General features: G+C 54.3%; 17 protein-coding genes. 11 read left to right on the forward strand and 6 right to left on the reverse strand.

Annotation, left to right across the window (positions count from 1 at the left end):
- The first annotated feature begins 11 nt into the window (after positions 1–11).
- The 5 genes from cyoB (at position 12) to ACKI5T_RS04000 (ending at position 5397) form a co-directional block, all read left to right on the forward strand.
- Positions 12–2003 carry a cytochrome o ubiquinol oxidase subunit I gene (cyoB, locus tag ACKI5T_RS03980; protein WP_407435698.1) on the forward strand — a complete coding sequence of 664 codons (1992 nt, stop codon included), beginning with the start codon at positions 12–14 and terminating at the stop codon, positions 2001–2003.
- Positions 1993–2607, forward strand: coding sequence for a cytochrome o ubiquinol oxidase subunit III (locus ACKI5T_RS03985; protein WP_012016302.1), 615 nt, complete (start codon positions 1993–1995; stop codon positions 2605–2607). Before cyoB ends, ACKI5T_RS03985 begins: the two co-directional genes overlap by 11 nt.
- Entirely contained in the window at positions 2607–2933 is a 327-nt protein-coding gene (locus ACKI5T_RS03990; protein ID WP_407435701.1) for a cytochrome o ubiquinol oxidase subunit IV, read from the forward strand. Before ACKI5T_RS03985 ends, ACKI5T_RS03990 begins: the two co-directional genes overlap by 1 nt.
- A gap of 11 nt (positions 2934–2944) precedes the next feature.
- Complete coding sequence (gene cyoE / locus ACKI5T_RS03995; RefSeq protein ID WP_059177890.1) at positions 2945–3832, forward strand: heme o synthase; 888 nt, start codon at positions 2945–2947, stop codon at positions 3830–3832.
- 203 nt (positions 3833–4035) lie between these two features.
- Positions 4036–5397: an MFS transporter gene (locus ACKI5T_RS04000; protein WP_407435703.1), complete on the forward strand. Its 1362-nt coding sequence runs from the start codon at positions 4036–4038 to the stop codon at positions 5395–5397.
- Positions 5398–5428: 31 nt separating this feature from the next.
- Here the strand turns inward: ACKI5T_RS04000 and ACKI5T_RS04005 are convergent, their stop codons facing one another.
- The gene (locus ACKI5T_RS04005; RefSeq protein WP_012016298.1) at positions 5429–5920 is read right to left on the reverse strand and encodes a YajQ family cyclic di-GMP-binding protein; all 492 of its coding nucleotides are present in this window, start codon (positions 5918–5920) and stop codon (positions 5429–5431) included.
- Positions 5921–6112: 192 nt separating this feature from the next.
- Between ACKI5T_RS04005 and panE the strand changes: the two genes are divergently transcribed.
- Both panE and yajL read left to right on the forward strand, forming a co-directional pair.
- On the forward strand, positions 6113–7024 hold the full coding sequence (panE, locus tag ACKI5T_RS04010) for a 2-dehydropantoate 2-reductase (RefSeq protein WP_407435705.1): 912 nt from the start codon (positions 6113–6115) through the stop codon (positions 7022–7024).
- The gene (gene yajL, locus ACKI5T_RS04015; RefSeq protein ID WP_407435707.1) at positions 6987–7580 is read left to right on the forward strand and encodes a protein deglycase YajL; all 594 of its coding nucleotides are present in this window, start codon (positions 6987–6989) and stop codon (positions 7578–7580) included. Before panE ends, yajL begins: the two co-directional genes overlap by 38 nt.
- Before the next feature lie 74 nt (positions 7581–7654).
- On the opposite strand, the gene thiI is transcribed toward yajL, so the two are convergent.
- The gene (gene thiI / locus ACKI5T_RS04020; protein WP_407435709.1) at positions 7655–9103 is read right to left on the reverse strand and encodes a tRNA uracil 4-sulfurtransferase ThiI; all 1449 of its coding nucleotides are present in this window, start codon (positions 9101–9103) and stop codon (positions 7655–7657) included.
- A gap of 191 nt (positions 9104–9294) precedes the next feature.
- Between thiI and xseB the strand changes: the two genes are divergently transcribed.
- From xseB to ACKI5T_RS04040, 4 genes are all read left to right on the forward strand, one after another.
- Positions 9295–9537, forward strand: a complete 243-nt coding sequence (gene xseB / locus ACKI5T_RS04025; protein ID WP_012016294.1) for an exodeoxyribonuclease VII small subunit — start codon at positions 9295–9297, stop codon at positions 9535–9537.
- A complete protein-coding gene (gene ispA / locus ACKI5T_RS04030; RefSeq protein WP_407435711.1) occupies positions 9538–10437 on the forward strand; it encodes a (2E,6E)-farnesyl diphosphate synthase in 900 nt (299 codons plus the stop codon). It begins immediately after the preceding gene.
- A gap of 24 nt (positions 10438–10461) precedes the next feature.
- Positions 10462–12324 carry a 1-deoxy-D-xylulose-5-phosphate synthase gene (gene dxs, locus ACKI5T_RS04035; RefSeq protein WP_407435712.1) on the forward strand — a complete coding sequence of 621 codons (1863 nt, stop codon included), beginning with the start codon at positions 10462–10464 and terminating at the stop codon, positions 12322–12324.
- A gap of 66 nt (positions 12325–12390) precedes the next feature.
- Complete coding sequence (locus ACKI5T_RS04040) at positions 12391–13365, forward strand: aldo/keto reductase (protein WP_407435714.1); 975 nt, start codon at positions 12391–12393, stop codon at positions 13363–13365.
- A gap of 58 nt (positions 13366–13423) precedes the next feature.
- Here ACKI5T_RS04040 and thiL read toward each other — a convergent pair whose 3' ends face one another.
- The 4 genes from thiL to ribD form a co-directional block, all read right to left on the reverse strand.
- On the reverse strand, positions 13424–14395 hold the full coding sequence (gene thiL / locus ACKI5T_RS04045; protein ID WP_235134850.1) for a thiamine-phosphate kinase: 972 nt from the start codon (positions 14393–14395) through the stop codon (positions 13424–13426).
- A 76-nt stretch (positions 14396–14471) separates the two neighbouring features.
- Entirely contained in the window at positions 14472–14891 is a 420-nt protein-coding gene (nusB, locus tag ACKI5T_RS04050) for a transcription antitermination factor NusB (RefSeq protein WP_012016289.1), read from the reverse strand.
- 19 nt (positions 14892–14910) lie between these two features.
- Complete coding sequence (ribE, locus tag ACKI5T_RS04055; RefSeq protein ID WP_407435717.1) at positions 14911–15381, reverse strand: 6,7-dimethyl-8-ribityllumazine synthase; 471 nt, start codon at positions 15379–15381, stop codon at positions 14911–14913.
- An 87-nt stretch (positions 15382–15468) separates the two neighbouring features.
- Positions 15469–16572 carry a bifunctional diaminohydroxyphosphoribosylaminopyrimidine deaminase/5-amino-6-(5-phosphoribosylamino)uracil reductase RibD gene (gene ribD / locus ACKI5T_RS04060; protein ID WP_407435719.1) on the reverse strand — a complete coding sequence of 368 codons (1104 nt, stop codon included), beginning with the start codon at positions 16570–16572 and terminating at the stop codon, positions 15469–15471.
- Between the last annotated feature and the right edge of the window lie 3 nt (positions 16573–16575).

The following is a 16575-nucleotide window of genomic DNA, read 5'->3' on the forward strand; positions in this document are numbered from 1 at the left end:
CGAGGAAGAAAATGTTCGGAAAATTGACACTGGATGCGGTGCCGTACCATGAGCCTATTATCGTGGTTACGATCGCTGCAATTATCATTGGCGGCGCGGCCTTACTGGCCTTAATCACTTACTTTGGTAAGTGGAGCTACCTGTGGAATGAGTGGCTGACCTCGGTTGACCACAAAAAACTCGGCATCATGTACTGCATCGTCGGTATCGTCATGTTAATTCGTGGCTTTGCCGATGCGATCATGATGCGTAGCCAGCAGGTGCTTGCCTCTGCGGGTGAAGCGGGCTTCTTGCCACCGCACCACTACGACCAGATCTTTACCGCGCATGGCGTGATTATGATCTTCTTCGTGGCGATGCCGCTGGTTATCGGTCTGATGAACGTTGTCGTTCCGCTGCAGATTGGCGCACGTGACGTTGCGTATCCGTTCCTGAACAACCTGAGCTTCTGGTTCACGGTTGTCGGTGTAATCCTGGTTAACTTGTCTCTGGGCGTGGGTGAATTCGCGCAGACGGGTTGGCTGGCTTATCCGCCGCTTTCGGGAATTGAATACAGTCCTGGCGTTGGCGTCGATTACTGGATATGGGCGATTCAGCTCTCCGGTATCGGTACGACCCTGACCGGTATTAACTTCTTTGTGACCATTATCAAGATGCGTGCCCCTGGCATGACGATGTTCAAGATGCCGGTATTTACCTGGGCATCTCTGTGCGCCAACATCCTGATTATTGCGTCATTCCCAATCTTGACTGTCACCGTCGCGTTGCTCACCCTGGATCGCTATCTGGGCACCCATTTCTTCACCAATGATATGGGCGGCAACATGATGATGTACATCAACCTGATTTGGGCATGGGGTCACCCTGAAGTGTACATCCTGGTTCTGCCGGTCTTCGGTGTGTTCTCCGAAATCGCCGCGACCTTCTCGCGTAAGCGCCTGTTTGGTTACACCTCGCTGGTGTGGGCAACCGTGTGTATTACCGTTCTGTCGTTCATCGTTTGGCTGCACCACTTCTTCACTATGGGTGCCGGCGCGAACGTAAACGCCTTCTTCGGTATTACCACGATGATTATCGCCATCCCGACAGGGGTGAAGATCTTCAACTGGCTGTTCACCATGTATCAGGGCCGTATCGTGTTCCACTCAGCAATGCTGTGGACCATTGGCTTCATCGTCACCTTCTCTGTAGGTGGGATGACCGGCGTACTGCTGGCGGTGCCAGGTGCTGACTTCGTTCTGCACAACAGTCTGTTCCTGATTGCGCACTTCCATAACGTGATCATCGGCGGCGTCGTCTTCGGCTGCTTCGCAGGTGTAACGTACTGGTGGCCTAAAGCGTTTGGCTACACGCTGAACGAAACCTGGGGCAAACGCGCATTCTGGCTCTGGATTATCGGCTTCTTCGTCGCATTTATGCCGCTGTACGTGCTGGGCTTCATGGGCATGACCCGTCGCCTGAGCCAGCAGATTGATCCGCAGTTCCACCCAATGCTGGTAATCGCAGCCTGTGGTGCGGTGCTGATTGCTTGCGGTATCGCGTGTCAGCTGATTCAGTTCTACGTTTCTATTCGCGATCGCGAGCAGAACCGTGACCTGACCGGTGACCCGTGGGGTGGTCGTACGCTGGAGTGGGCAACGTCTTCTCCGCCTCCGTTCTATAACTTTGCCATTGTGCCGCAGATTCACGAGCGTGACGCATTCTGGGAAATGAAAGAAAAAGGCGAAGCGTACAAGCAACCTGAGCATTACGAAGAGATCCACATGCCGAAAAACAGCGGTGCAGGCATTGTTATTGCTGCCTTCGCAACGGTATTTGGCTTCGCCATGATCTGGCACATCTGGTGGCTGGCGATCGTTGGCTTTGCTGGCGTGATCATCAGCTGGATTGTGAAGAGCTTTGACGAGGACGTGGACTACTACGTACCAGTCCGTGAAGTTGAAAAACTGGAAAACCAGCATTTCGACGAGATTTCTAAAGCGGGGCTGAAAAATGGCAACTGATACTTTGGCGCACTCAACTGCCCATGCGCATGAACACGCGCACCACGATACAGGACCGATGAAAGTCTTCGGTTTCTGGATCTACCTGATGAGCGACTGCATTCTGTTCTGCTGTCTGTTCGCAACCTATGCCGTTCTGGTGAACGGCACGGCTGGCGGCCCGACCGGTAAAGACATTTTCGAACTGCCGTTCGTTCTGGTTGAAACAGGTCTGCTGCTGTTCAGCTCCATCACCTACGGCATGGCGGCTATCGCCATGTACAAAAACAACAAGAGCCAGGTTATCTCCTGGCTGGCGTTGACCTGGCTGTTTGGTGCTGGATTTATCGGGATGGAAATCTATGAATTCCATCACCTGATTGCTGAAGGCTTTGGCCCGGATCGCAGTGGTTTCCTGTCAGCGTTCTTCGCATTGGTAGGGACTCACGGTCTGCACGTGACATCTGGTTTGATCTGGATGGCGGTGCTGATGTTCCAGGTTTATCGTCGTGGCCTGACCAATACTAACCGCACGCGTATCATGTGCCTGAGCTTGTTCTGGCACTTCCTGGACGTTGTGTGGATCTGTGTGTTCTCGGTTGTCTATCTGATGGGGGCGATGTAATGAGTCATTCAAACGATCATGGCGCTTCCCACGGTAGCGTCAAAACCTACATGACAGGTTTTATCCTGTCGATCATCCTGACGATCATTCCGTTCTGGATGGTGATGAACGGTTCTGCTTCTAAGCCGGTACTCCTGGGCGTTGTCCTGGTTACCGCCGTGATTCAGATTCTGGTGCATCTGGTTTGCTTCCTGCACATGAACACCAAATCCGATGAAGGCTGGAACATGACGGCCTTTGTCTTTACCGTGATTATCATCGCTATCCTGGTAGTCGGTTCCATCTGGATTATGTGGAACCTCAACTACAACATGATGGTTCACTAAGAGCGGCGAGTATGTTTAAGCAATACCTGCAAGTCACAAAACCAGGCATCATCTTTGGTAACCTCATCTCCGTGATCGGAGGGTTCCTGCTGGCCTCCAAGGGCAGCATCGATTACACCCTCTTTGCATCGACGCTGGTGGGGGTATCACTGGTGGTTGCGTCCGGTTGTGTATTTAACAACTACATCGACATGGATATCGACAGGAAGATGGAAAGGACCAAAAATCGGGTGCTCGTCAAAGGCCTGATGTCCCCTACCGTCTCGCTGGTGTACGCCACCTTGCTGGGTATTGCTGGCTTTATGCTGCTGTGGTTTGGCGCTAATCCTCTGGCCTGCTGGCTGGGGGTGATGGGTTTCGTGGTGTATGTGGGCGTCTACAGCCTTTATATGAAACGTCACTCCGTCTATGGCACGCTGATTGGTTCTCTCTCCGGCGCTGCGCCGCCGGTGATTGGCTACTGCGCCGTCACGAATGAGTTCGACAGTGGTGCGCTCATCCTGCTGGCTATCTTTAGCCTGTGGCAGATGCCGCACTCTTACGCCATTGCGATTTTCCGTTTTAAGGATTATCAGGCGGCGAACATCCCGGTTCTGCCGGTCGTGAAAGGCATCTCTGTCGCCAAGAACCACATCACGCTGTACATCATCGCTTTCGCCGTGGCGACGCTGATGCTCTCTCTGGGTGGCTACGCTGGATACAAATATCTGGTCGTGGCGGCTGCGGTGAGCGTGTGGTGGCTCGGTATGGCGCTGCGCGGTTACAAAGTGGAAGACGATAAAGTCTGGGCTCGCAAACTGTTTGTGTTCTCAATTGTCGCGATCACCTCGTTATCCGTGATGATGTCCGTAGACTTTATGGTGCCGGATTCACATAGCTTGCTGACTTACGTCTGGTAAGACATCGGTCAGGTCAAAAAAGGGTGCTTCGGCACCCTTTTTCATTCATCGAATCCATTAATTATGTATGCATTCCCTAAATGCGCGCAGCCAACGCGCCTGCTGCTTGAAGTATGACGGGGGTAATATTTGTTAAATAACCCTTTGTTGTCCCCGCCCCTTCCCCACACTACACTAGTGCCTGCTTTTGAACTGAGGTGGTAATGAACGATTATAAAATGACGCCAGGCGAATTGCGTGCGACCTGGGGCTTAGGGACTGTTTTCTCGCTGCGTATGCTTGGCATGTTTATGGTCCTGCCGGTTCTGACCACTTACGGAATGGCACTTCAGGGGGCCAGCGAAGCGTTGATTGGTCTGGCGATCGGCATTTACGGTCTCGCACAAGCTATTTTCCAGATTCCTTTCGGGCTGCTTTCCGATCGCGTGGGTCGTAAACCGCTGATCGTGGGCGGGCTGATTATCTTTGTTATCGGCAGCATCATTGCCGCGCTGTCGCACTCCATTTGGGGCATCATTCTTGGGCGTGCGTTGCAAGGCTCTGGAGCCATTGCCGCCGCCGTCATGGCGCTGCTTTCCGATTTAACGCGTGAGCAGAACCGTACCAAAGCGATGGCTTTTATTGGCGTCAGTTTTGGCGTGACCTTTGCCATCGCAATGGTGCTTGGCCCTATCATTACCCATAAACTGGGGCTGAACGCGCTGTTCTGGATGATTGCCGTTTTAGCCACTATCGGGATTGCGCTAACAATTTGGGTAGTGCCGGACAGCAAAAATCATGTTCTGAACCGTGAATCAGGCATGGTGAAAGGCTGCTTTAGTAAAGTGCTTGTTGAGCCGCGTCTGCTCAAACTCAACTTTGGCATTATGTGTCTGCATATCCTGCTGATGTCGACGTTCGTGGCCCTGCCCGGGCAGTTGGCGGCAGCAGGATTTCCCGCTGCTGAACACTGGAAAGTTTATCTGGTGACGATGCTCATCTCTTTCGTCTCCGTCGTGCCTTTCATTATTTACGCCGAAGTGAAACGTCGCATGAAGCGCGTGTTCCTGACGTGTGTCGCGCTGCTCCTGATTGCCGAAATCGTGCTGTGGGGATCCGGTCCGCACTTCTGGGAACTGGTCATCGGCGTGCAGATTTTCTTCCTCGCCTTTAATCTCATGGAAGCCCTGTTGCCCTCGCTTATCAGTAAAGAGTCCCCCGCGGGCTACAAAGGTACGGCGATGGGAATTTACTCCACCAGCCAGTTTCTCGGCGTCGCCATTGGAGGTTCGCTGGGAGGTTGGGTCGATGGCTTCTTTGATTCGCAGACGGTATTTCTTGCCGGTGCGCTGTTAGCAATGACTTGGCTGCTGGTTGCCAGCACCATGAAAGAACCGCGTTACGTCAGCAGCTTGCGAATCGAGATCCCGGAAGGCGTCGATATTAGTGACGCGCTGAAACAGCGCCTGGAGACAAAAGAGGGTATTAGCGAAGTGCTGCTTGTCCAGGAAGAGCGCAGCGCGTATGTCAAAATCGACAGCAAAGTGACAAACCGCTTTGAAGTGGAGCAGGCGATAAAAGCCTAAAAAAATGCCCGGTTTGCCGGGCATTTTCATCTTAATCGCGGAAGTTTTTAAACTGGAACGGTTGCCCCAAATCGCCACCACGCACCAGCGCCATCGCGCCCTGCAGGTCGTCACGGGATTTACCGGTCACACGAATCTCTTCGCCCTGAATTTGCGACTGCACCTTCAGCTTGCTGTCTTTGATGAGTTTAACGATTTTCTTCTGCATCGCGCTCTCAATACCCTGCTTCAGTTTCGCTTCAACGAACCAGGTTTTGCCGCTGTGCACAAACTCTTCAGGTACATCAAGAGACGCGCCCTCAATGCCGCGCTTTAACAGCTTCGCGCGCAAGATGTCGAGTAACTGATTCACCTGGAAATCAGATTCACTCAGCACCTTAATTGTCTTATTTGCGTCGTTCAGCTCAAAAGTCGCTTCAACACCGCGAAAATCAAAACGCGTCTCGAGTTCGCGGCTTGCATTATCCACCGCGTTACGCACTTCCTGGATATCAACTTCTGAAACAATATCGAAAGATGGCATCTTTTCTTCTCCCTTCACTTTTGTTGCGTTGCATAATACCCGCAACGAGACATTTACCCCAAATAATTCGAGTTAAAGGAAGGCCAACGGCCATGCAACTTGAAGTATGTACGGGTTGACTGAATAGAAGCTTAGCCGACAACGCTATACTTAGGCTGTAACACCTGGCGCAGTTGCAGGTGAGGAGGAACAATGAAAATTACTGTGCTCGGATGCGGGGCCCTGGGACAACTTTGGCTTACCGCACTGTGCAAACATGGACATGAGGTGCAAGGTTGGCTACGCGTGCCGCAACCGTATTGCAGTGTAAATCTGATTGGTGAAGACGGGAGTATTTTCAACGAGTCTCTCATCGCTAACGATCCCGATTTTCTGGCACAAAGCGATCTTCTGCTGGTGACGTTAAAAGCGTGGCAGGTGTCGGACGCGGTAAAGGCGCTCAGCGCAACGCTTCCTCACACCACGCCCATTTTGCTCTTACATAACGGTATGGGCACGATTGATGAGCTTAAAAACATTCCTCAGCCACTGCTGATGGCCATTACCACCCACGCGGCGCGGCGCGATGGCAACATCATTGTTCACGTCGCTAGCGGCGTGACGCATATGGGGCCGGCTCGCGAGCAGAATGGCGATTACAGTTATCTGGCGGACGTTCTGCAGAATGTGCTTCCAGATGTGGCCTGGTACAACACAATCCGCCCGCAACTGTGGCGCAAGCTGGCGGTCAGCTGCGTGATTAATCCGCTTACCGCGCTGTGGGATTGTCCAAACGGCGAGCTTAAAAACCATCCTGAAGAGGTTGCAGCGCTTTGCGCTGAGGTCGCCGCCGTGATGGAGCGCGAAGGCATCCATACCTCGGCAGAAGACGTTCGCTATTACGTCGAGCAGGTCATCGGCAGTACGGCTGAGAACATCTCGTCAATGCTGCAGGACGTTCGCGCATTGCGGCACACGGAGATCGACTACATCACAGGTTACCTGCTTAAACGCGCCCGCGCACACGGCATCAGCGTGCCGGAAAATATCCGCCTGTATGACATGGTTAAACGTAAGGAGAGTGAGTATGAGCGCGTCGGCACTGATTTGCCTCGCCCCTGGTAGCGAAGAAACAGAAGCAGTGACCACGATTGATTTACTGGTTCGCGCAGGAATTGCCGTCACAACGGCAAGCGTCGCCAGCGATGGCAATCTGACCATCACCTGCTCGCGCGGCGTAAAGATTTTGGCGGATGCCCCGCTGGTCGAAGTGGCAGACGGTGACTATGACGTGATTGTGCTGCCTGGCGGACTGAAAGGCGCGGAGTGTTTCCGTGACAGCCCGCTGCTGGTTGAAACAGTCAGACAATTTCACCTGTCGGGCCGAATTGTGGCCGCTATTTGCGCTTCGGCCGCAACCGTGCTGGTGCCGCATCAGCTCTTCCCGGTCGGGAATATGACTGGTTTCCCGACGCTCAAAGACCACATTCCGGAAGAGCAGTGGGTGGATAAACGCGTTGTATGGGATCCCCGCGTTAACCTGCTGACCAGCCAGGGTCCTGGCACGTCGATTGATTTTGCGCTCAAGATTATCGACCTGGTAGTTGGGCGTGAAAAAGCGCACGAGGTGGCGTCATCCCTGGTGATCGCTGCGGGAATTTATAATTACTACGGCTCGTGATGAATTTCGCCAGTCAGAAAAACGAAACGGCAACCCTGAGGTTGCCGTTTTTGATCTGCGAGGAATAAAGCCGGTTACGGGCGATACACCTTCACATTGGCAAAGCCCTGCTCGCGCAGATACAGCGCCTGCAAACGACTCATCACGCCGCGCTCACACCACAAAAGATAGGTTTTATCCTGCTGGAGATCGCCGAACCTGGTGCTCAGCTTGTAGAAAGGCAGAGACATCACCTCGACGCCGTCTACTTTCAGCGGGCTGGCATCCTGTTCATCAACAGAGCGAATATCCAGAATCACGTCATTTGCGCTGAAACCGCTGACGGTTTCGACTTCAACCACGTCCTGCGCGGTCTGGGTCGCGATTTCACGGATATCCACGTTAGTGGCTTCGGCGACAACTTTATCGAGAATCGCAAAATCAAAGTTCTGCTCTTCGGCTTCGATTTTCGCCTTCACCGCTTTCACCGTTGGGCTTTTCGAGATCACGCCGCAGTATTCCGGCATGGTACGGGCAAAGTCTTCGGTACCGATTTCACGCGCCATATCAATGATATGTTCTTTGTCGTGAGAAATCAGCGGACGCAGAATCAGCGTATCGGACACGTTGTCGATCAAACGCAGGTTGGTGAGCGTCTGGCTGGAGACCTGGCCCAGCGCTTCGCCGGTCACCAGCGCCTGTACGCCGTAGCGCTCTGCCACCTGAGAGGCCGCACGCACCATCATGCGCTTCAGCACCACGCCCATCTGGCCGTCGTCCACTTTTTCGAGGATTTCGCCGACAACCGGTTCAAAGTTAATTGCGACAAAACGCACGCGATGGGAGCTGCCAAAGCGCTTCCACAGATAATGCGCCACCTGACGCACGCCGATTTCATGCGCAGCGCCGCCGAGGTTAAAGAAGCAGTAGTGCACGCGGCAGCCGCGACGCATCAGCATGTAGCTGGACACGCCGGAGTCAAAACCGCCGGAGATCAGCGACAGCACATCTTCCTGGGTACCGATAGGGTAGCCGCCGATGCCTTCGTAGCGGCCTTTTACCAGCAGCAGGCGATCGTTCTCGATTTCGAGATTGACGGTCACGTCTGGACGCGTCAGTTTTACGCGCGCGGATTCAATATGCTGATTTAAACCGCCGCCAATATAGCGTTCGGCTTCAATAGAGGTGAATTCATGCTTGCCGCGACGCTTGACGCGCACGCAGAACGATTTACCTTCAACTTCAGCGCGGAACTGTTCCAGCGCTTTTTCGAAGATATCGTGAAGCGAGGTGAACGGCACATCTTCGACGTCAAGAATGTGGTGAATCCCCGGAATACGCGTCAGCGCATCGCGGATATCCAGACGTTGGCTTTCGTCTTTGGCGCGCACTTCAATGTGATCCCAATGGCGCACAATCGCGAGCGTTTCTTCATACTCTTTTAATACGTTTCGAATGTTTCCGGTCAGCATTTTAATAAAGCGCAAACGCACAGATTGGCTTTTGATGGTGATTTCCGGGAACAATTTAATGATAAACTTCATGGCGGCAATGTTTCGTTGGCAAGCCCGCAAAGGCTTGTGATGGAAAGAGACAGCAACCCACACCCGTGGTTGCATCCAGGCGCAGGAGTATACCACCATCGCGACGCTCCTGTGCACATTGCGCGTTATTTGATAATTGTCCCGAGTCCGTTACCATGGCGGGGCTTAAAATATGAGAGTCAATATTCACTATGCCGAAGAAAAATGACGCCCCCGCCAGTTTTGAAACTGCGCTGAATGAACTGGAACAGATTGTGAACCGTCTGGAAAGCGGCGATCTCCCGCTGGAAGATGCGCTCAATGAATTCGAACGCGGCGTACAGCTTGCGCGCCAGGGGCAGGTCAAGCTGCAACAGGCGGAACAACGCGTGCAGATCCTGCTTTCCGACAGCGAAGATGCCGCCCCAACGCCTTTCACACCGGACGCTGAGTAAATGGATTTTTCCACAGAGCTTCAGGCGTGTGTTGAGCGTGCCAACGATGCGTTGCGCCGTTTTATTGAGCCACAGCCTTTTCAGAACACTCCTCTGGTTGCCGCCATGCACTATGGCGCACTCTTAGGTGGAAAGCGCTTGCGCCCGTTTTTAGTGTACGCGACGGGAAATATGTTTGGCATCAGCACCAACACCCTGGATGCACCCGCCGCCGCCGTTGAATGTATTCACGCTTATTCGCTCATTCATGATGATTTACCAGCCATGGACGACGACGATCTGCGTCGCGGTCAGCCAACCTGCCACATTAAGTTTGGCGAGGCGAATGCGATTCTGGCGGGCGATGCACTACAAACGCTGGCGTTCTCCATTTTAAGCGATACGCCGATGATCGAAGTGGCCGATCGCGACCGTCTTGCAATGGTGTCTGAGCTGGCAATGGCCAGCGGCGTCGCCGGGATGTGCGGCGGACAAGCGCTGGATCTTGAGGCCGAAGGGCATCAGGTTAATCTGGAACAGCTTGAGCGTATTCATCGCCATAAAACTGGCGCGTTGATTCGCGCAGCCGTTCGTCTGGGTGCGCTGAGCGCCGGTGAACGAGGCCGCAAAGCCTTGCCCATTCTGGATCGTTACGCTGAGAGTATCGGCCTCGCGTTCCAGGTACAGGATGACATTCTGGATGTGGTGGGCGATACTGCAACATTGGGAAAACGTCAGGGAGCGGATCAGCAACTTGGCAAAAGTACCTATCCCGCCCTACTGGGCCTTGAGCAAGCCCAACAAAAAGCCCGGGATCTAATTGATGATGCTCGCCAGTCGCTGAATGCGCTGGCTGCACAGTCACTTGATACCTCGGCACTGGAAGCGCTAGCGGACTACATAATCCAGCGTGATAAATAAACACACTTTCTCGATGAGCCTTTGATGAGTTTTGATATTGCCAAATACCCGACACTGGCGTTGGTTGACTCCACCCAGGAGTTACGTCTGTTGCCGAAAGAGAGCCTGCCAAAGCTGAGTGACGAATTACGTCGCTACTTGCTCGACAGCGTGAGTCGTTCCAGCGGACATTTCGCCTCCGGACTTGGCACGGTGGAGCTGACCGTGGCGCTTCACTACGTCTATAACACCCCGTTCGATCAGTTGATCTGGGACGTCGGGCATCAGGCTTATCCCCACAAAATTTTGACCGGACGTCGCGATAAAATCGGCACAATTCGCCAGAAAGGCGGCCTGCATCCGTTCCCGTGGCGCGGTGAGAGCGAATTCGACGTGTTAAGCGTGGGACACTCCTCAACCTCTATTTCTGCGGGCATCGGCATCGCCGTTGCCGCGGAGAAAGAGAATAAACAGCGCCGCACCGTATGCGTGATTGGCGATGGCGCGATCACCGCGGGCATGGCGTTTGAAGCGATGAACCATGCCGGTGACATCAAGCCGGATATGCTGGTGATTCTCAACGACAACGAAATGTCGATCTCCGAGAACGTTGGTGCGCTGAACAATCACCTGGCACAACTGTTGTCCGGCAAGCTTTACTCCACCCTGCGCGAAGGCGGCAAAAAAGTCTTCTCCGGCGTACCGCCGATCAAAGAACTGCTCAAACGCACTGAAGAACACATTAAAGGCATGGTGGTGCCGGGCACGCTGTTTGAAGAGCTGGGCTTTAACTATATCGGCCCGGTTGACGGGCACGATGTGCTTGGCCTGGTCACGACGCTCAAAAACATGCGCGACCTGAAAGGTCCGCAGTTCCTGCACATCATGACGAAAAAAGGGCGTGGCTACGAACCAGCGGAAAAAGATCCGATCACTTTCCACGCCGTGCCAAAATTCGATCCCACCAGCGGCTGTCTGCCGAAAAGCAGCGGCGGTATGCCGAGCTATTCTAAAATCTTTGGCGACTGGCTGTGTGAAACGGCGGCCAAAGACAACAAGCTGATGGCCGTAACGCCCGCCATGCGCGAAGGCTCCGGCATGGTGGAATTTTCCAAAAAATACCCGGATCAGTATTTTGACGTCGCGATTGCTGAACAGCACGCGGTGACATTCGCCGCAGGTCTGGCGATTGGTGGCTATAAACCGATTGTGGCGATCTATTCGACCTTCCTGCAGCGCGCGTACGATCAGGTGATCCATGATGTCGCGATCCAGAAACTGCCGGTATTGTTTGCTATCGATCGCGCCGGTATTGTCGGTGCCGACGGCCAGACACACCAGGGCGCGTTTGATCTCTCCTTCCTGCGCTGTGTGCCCGATATGGTGGTCATGACGCCGAGCGACGAGAACGAATGCCGTCAGATGCTGTTCACCGGCTATCACTATCAGGATGGCCCAAGCGCAGTACGTTATCCGCGCGGCAACGCCGTGGGTGTCGAGCTGGAACCGCTGACCAAAATGCCGATTGGCAAAGGTATCGTGAAACGTCACGGTGAAAAGCTGGCGATTCTGAATTTCGGGACGCTAATGCCAGAAGCGGCAAAAGTCGCCGAGTCGATGAACGCGACGCTCGTGGATATGCGCTTCGTCAAACCGCTCGACGAAACGTTGATTCTGGAAATGGCCACCCGCCATGAAGTGCTGATTACGCTCGAGGAAAACGCCATTATGGGCGGCGCGGGCAGCGGCGTGAACGAAGTGCTGATGGCGAATCGCAAGCCGGTTCCGGTACTCAATCTCGGTCTGCCCGATCGCTTTATTCCGCAGGGCACGCAGGACGAAGCCCGCGCGGAGATTGGTCTTGATGCCGCGGGAATTGAAGCAAAAATCCGCACCTGGCTCGCCTAATCCCTCCCCTTTCCGCTCCTGCTATGCTTAAAGGTAATTTTTTAAGTGAACAGCAGGAGTGGAACCATGCAATACAATACATTAGGAAAAACAGACCTTAAGGTTTCCCGTCTTTGTCTGGGATGTATGACATTTGGCGAGCCTGACCGGGGGAATCACGCCTGGACGCTGCCGGAAGAGAGTAGCCGTCTCATCATCAAACGCGCCCTCGAGGGCGGGATTAACTTTTTTGATACGGCGAACAGCTATTCTGACGGGAGCAGCGAGGAGATCGTGGGCCGTGCGCTGCGGGATTTCGCCCGCCGCGAAGATGTGGTGGTAGCCACCAAGGTTTACTATCCATCAGGTGAATTACGCGAAGGTCTTTCGCGTGCGCAGATCCTCCAGTCCATTGACGACAGCCTGAGACGCCTGAACATGGATCATGTCGATCTCCTGCAAATCCACCGCTGGGATTACAACACGCCAATTGAAGAAACCCTTGAAGCGCTGAATGACGTGGTGAAAGCCGGTAAGGCGCGTTATATCGGCGCGTCATCTATGCATGCCTCCCAGTTTGCCGAAGCGCTCAATCTTCAGGCGCAGCATGGCTGGGCACGATTTGTCACCATGCAGGATCACTACAATCTTATCTATCGCGAAGAAGAACGTGAAATGCTACCGCTGTGCTATCAGGAAGGCGTGGCGGTTATCCCGTGGAGCCCGCTGGCGCGCGGACGTCTAACCCGCCCGTGGGGCGAAACGACCGCCCGTTCTGTTTCCGATGAGGTCGGTAAAAAACTGTACAACGATACTGAAACCAGCGATGCCCAGATCGCTGAGCGTCTGGCTGCCATTGCGGAAGATACGGGCGCAACGCGTGCCCAGGTCGCGCTGGCGTGGCTGCTCAGCAAACGCGGCGTCGCCGCGCCAATTATCGGCACATCGCGAGAAGAACAGCTAGATGAGTTACTGAATGCGGTGGATTTAACGCTGACACCTGAGCAAATCGCTGAACTCGAAACGCCGTATCAGCCACATCCGGTGGTGGGATTTAAATAACCGTCGTGCATGTTGCTCCCCTCTCCAAAGAGAGAGGGGATTGATTGGCCGCAATGTATTACGCGAAGTGATCGTAACCTTTCCAGTCGAGCGTAACGGGCGCACCGTTGCGGGCAAACTGCAGCCCTTCACTCTCCGGAAGAATTTGTCCAATACAGGTAAACGGCGCGCCAAGATTATTCAGCGCGACATCCAGCGTGCCACGATTGAGTTCCGGCACGGTGAAGCACAGCTCATAATCTTCGCCACCGGAAAGCGCCCAGCGCAGTGCCTGCTCAGGTTCAACGTGTCGGCGAAGCTGTTCTGACAGTGGGAACGCATCCAGATCCACACGCGCGCCCACGCCGCTGGCTTTCAGGATATGGCCTAAATCAGAGATCAAACCATCGGAGAGATCGATGGCCGAGTTGGCGCGATCGCGCAGTGCCTGACCGTGTAAAATACGCGGCGTTGGGCGCAAATGACGCTTCACCAGATACGCCGCGTCAGCCGCGTCGCTCACCGTTAAACGGTCCTGCAAAATGGCCAGCCCCGCCGCACTGTCGCCCGGCGTACCGGTGACATAAATCCAGTCTCCGGGTTTCGCTCCCGAGCGTTTCAGCGCACGGCCAACGGGCACATAGCCGTGGATCGCCAGCGTCATCGACAGTGGACCGGCCGTCGTATCACCGCCAATCAGCTGCATATCGTAATAATTGAGCTGGTCAAACAGCGCGTCGCTAAACGCTTCGAGCCAGGCTTCATCCACGTTGGGTAACGTCAGAGCCAGCGTTAACCACGCCGGATCGGCCCCCATCGCTGCCAGATCGCTCACGTTGACCGCCAGCGCTTTGTAGGCCAGATCGGCTGGATTGATATCCGCGAGAAAGTGGCGCCCACACACTAAGGTGTCGGTGCTGATCGCAAGCGTCTGTTTTTCAGGAATATTAAGCAGTGCGCAGTCATCGCCGATACCGGTTTCAACATCAAGACGAGAGGTTCGGACACGGTCAAAATAACGGGCAATCAGGGAGAATTCGCCGCAAGCCATACGTTATGCCTCAGCAAAGAAAAGAAAAACCGGAGCCCACGCAGCCCAACGGCAACGCAGACCTCCGGCTTACGGATCACTTTTTACGGGGACGGATCGCAGGTGCGGCTTTATCCAGCACGCCGTTCACAAACTTGTGGCTGTCTTCAGCGCCGAAGGTTTTCGCCAGTTCGATCGCTTCGTTGATCGCCACTTTATAGGGCACATCATCACGTTTAGCCAGCTCGAACAGCGCAATGCGCAGCACCGCTTTCTCAACCTGGCCCAGCTCTTCGAGCAGACGGGACAGGTACGGCTTCATCAGACCATCGAGATACGCGCTATTAGTCGCCACTCCCGACAGCAGTTCACGGAAGTACAGGACATCAACGTCTTTGACGTCTTGTTCCGCCAGGAACTGGTATTCGACATCAGCGATGTCGTTCTGGGACAACTGCCAGGAGTAGAGTGCCTGGACAGCACACTCACGGGCGCGGCGACGAGCAGCAGGTTTCACGGATTTCCCCTTACAAAAATCAGGCCTTAATGGCTTTCAATACGTTGATCATTTCAAGCGCAGTCAGTGCAGCTTCTGAACCTTTATTGCCAGCTTTGGTGCCGGCACGTTCAATGGCTTGTTCAATACTTTCAGTGGTCAGCACGCCGAAAGCGACAGGAATTTCAGCTTCCTGTGCAACGTGCGCCAGACCATTACTTGCACCACCCGCAACGTATTCGAAGTGAGCAGTGCCGCCGCGAATAACCGTACCCAGTGCAACCACCGCGTCGTATTTACCGGTTTTCGCCAAAGCGCCCGCTGCCAACGGCAGTTCGTAAGCACCTGGAACCCAAACAACGGTAATGTTTTCGTCTTTCACCTGGCCAATACGTTTCAGTGCGTCAATCGCACCGTCCAGCAGGCTGTCGTTGATGAAGTTGTTGAAACGCGCAATGGTGATGGCGACGCGAGCGTCCGGGGTAGCAACAGCAGCTTCAATAATGTTCATACTCTTCCTTTACGGGTTCATTTGGCCCCGCAGGGGGGCGGATTTTATCATAATACTTCGCGTACTGCTTCCCTATTTCGGAAGGCATTACAAAGGTGTTAAATGCAGACAAACATCCGGACCGACCGGGCGAATGTCACTGAATTTGAGTTGCGGCGAATCAGCCAGTTTTTCGAGGCCAGGCAGAGCAAACAAGCCACGCGCCTCGTGACCTAACAATTTAGGCGCAACGTAGACGATCAGTTCATCCACCAGCCCGGCCTGCAATAGTGCGCCCGCAAGCGTCGGACCCGCCTCAACCCAGATACTGTTAACCTGCTGTTTGCCGAGCAACATCATCAGGACGACTAAATCGAGATGGCCTTTGTGTTCCGGCACCATAATGCTGCGCACATGTTCTGGCCACTGGCGATCGTCTTCTTTTGTGCGCGCGAAAAGCGTTTCACCGGGTTGCTGCACGATACGATGCGCAGGGGTGACGCGGTTCTGGCTATCAAGCACAATTCGCAGCGGCTGACGCAAATTCTCTTGCGGATAAAGCGCCTGCGTATCCTGATTCAGTTCGTCCCAGCGCACGGTCATGGCAGGATCATCGGCCAAAACCGTTTCGCTGCTGGTGAGAATAGCATGGCTTTGCGCACGCAGACGTTGCACATCGCGCCTTGATTGCGGTGAGGTGATCCACTGGCTTTCACCGTTTGCCATCGCCGTTCGGCCATCAAGCGAAGCACCGAGCTTCAACTGAATATAGGGGAAACCGGTACGCATGCGTTTGAGGAAGCCCTTATTCAGCGCTTCGGTATCAGCCATCATCAAGCCATGGCTGACGTCGATCCCTTCCTGCTGCAGGCGATACAGGCCGCGTCCGGCAACCTGAGGATTGGGATCTTGCATCGCAGCGACAACGCGCGCCACGCCTGCATCAATCAGCGCCTCGCAGCATGGCGGCGTTCGTCCATGATGGCTACAGGGTTCAAGCGTGACATAGGCCGTGGCACCCCGCGCCTTTTCGCCCGCCATACGCAAAGCGTGGACTTCGGCATGAGGTTCACCGGCGCGATAGTGGAATCCTTCGCCGACAATTACGCCGTCTTTGACGATAACGCAGCCAACGTTAGGATTGGGATGGGTTGTGAACCGTCCACGCTGCGCCAGCTTCAGCGCGCGCGCCATGTAAATCTCATCCTGCATGCG

Origin of the sequence: Lelliottia sp., from assembly GCF_045627565.1 — a bacterium.
Classification (GTDB): Bacteria; Pseudomonadota; Gammaproteobacteria; order Enterobacterales; family Enterobacteriaceae; genus Enterobacter.

Coding starts and splice junctions, on each gene's coding strand:
- ACKI5T_RS04000 (WP_407435703.1), top strand. CDS start 4,036: ATGAACGATTATAAAATGACGCCAGGCGAATTGCGTGCGACCTGGGGC.
- xseB (WP_012016294.1), top strand. CDS start 9,295: ATGCCGAAGAAAAATGACGCCCCCGCCAGTTTTGAAACTGCGCTGAAT.
- ispA (WP_407435711.1), top strand. CDS start 9,538: ATGGATTTTTCCACAGAGCTTCAGGCGTGTGTTGAGCGTGCCAACGAT.
- cyoE (WP_059177890.1), top strand. CDS start 2,945: ATGTTTAAGCAATACCTGCAAGTCACAAAACCAGGCATCATCTTTGGT.
- thiL (WP_235134850.1), bottom strand. CDS start 14,395: ATGGCTTGCGGCGAATTCTCCCTGATTGCCCGTTATTTTGACCGTGTC.
- ACKI5T_RS04040 (WP_407435714.1), top strand. CDS start 12,391: ATGCAATACAATACATTAGGAAAAACAGACCTTAAGGTTTCCCGTCTT.
- ribD (WP_407435719.1), bottom strand. CDS start 16,572: ATGCAGGATGAGATTTACATGGCGCGCGCGCTGAAGCTGGCGCAGCGT.
- panE (WP_407435705.1), top strand. CDS start 6,113: ATGAAAATTACTGTGCTCGGATGCGGGGCCCTGGGACAACTTTGGCTT.
- dxs (WP_407435712.1), top strand. CDS start 10,462: ATGAGTTTTGATATTGCCAAATACCCGACACTGGCGTTGGTTGACTCC.
- ACKI5T_RS03985 (WP_012016302.1), top strand. CDS start 1,993: ATGGCAACTGATACTTTGGCGCACTCAACTGCCCATGCGCATGAACAC.
- yajL (WP_407435707.1), top strand. CDS start 6,987: ATGAGCGCGTCGGCACTGATTTGCCTCGCCCCTGGTAGCGAAGAAACA.
- cyoB (WP_407435698.1), top strand. CDS start 12: ATGTTCGGAAAATTGACACTGGATGCGGTGCCGTACCATGAGCCTATT.
- ribE (WP_407435717.1), bottom strand. CDS start 15,381: ATGAACATTATTGAAGCTGCTGTTGCTACCCCGGACGCTCGCGTCGCC.
- ACKI5T_RS03990 (WP_407435701.1), top strand. CDS start 2,607: ATGAGTCATTCAAACGATCATGGCGCTTCCCACGGTAGCGTCAAAACC.
- thiI (WP_407435709.1), bottom strand. CDS start 9,103: ATGAAGTTTATCATTAAATTGTTCCCGGAAATCACCATCAAAAGCCAA.
- ACKI5T_RS04005 (WP_012016298.1), bottom strand. CDS start 5,920: ATGCCATCTTTCGATATTGTTTCAGAAGTTGATATCCAGGAAGTGCGT.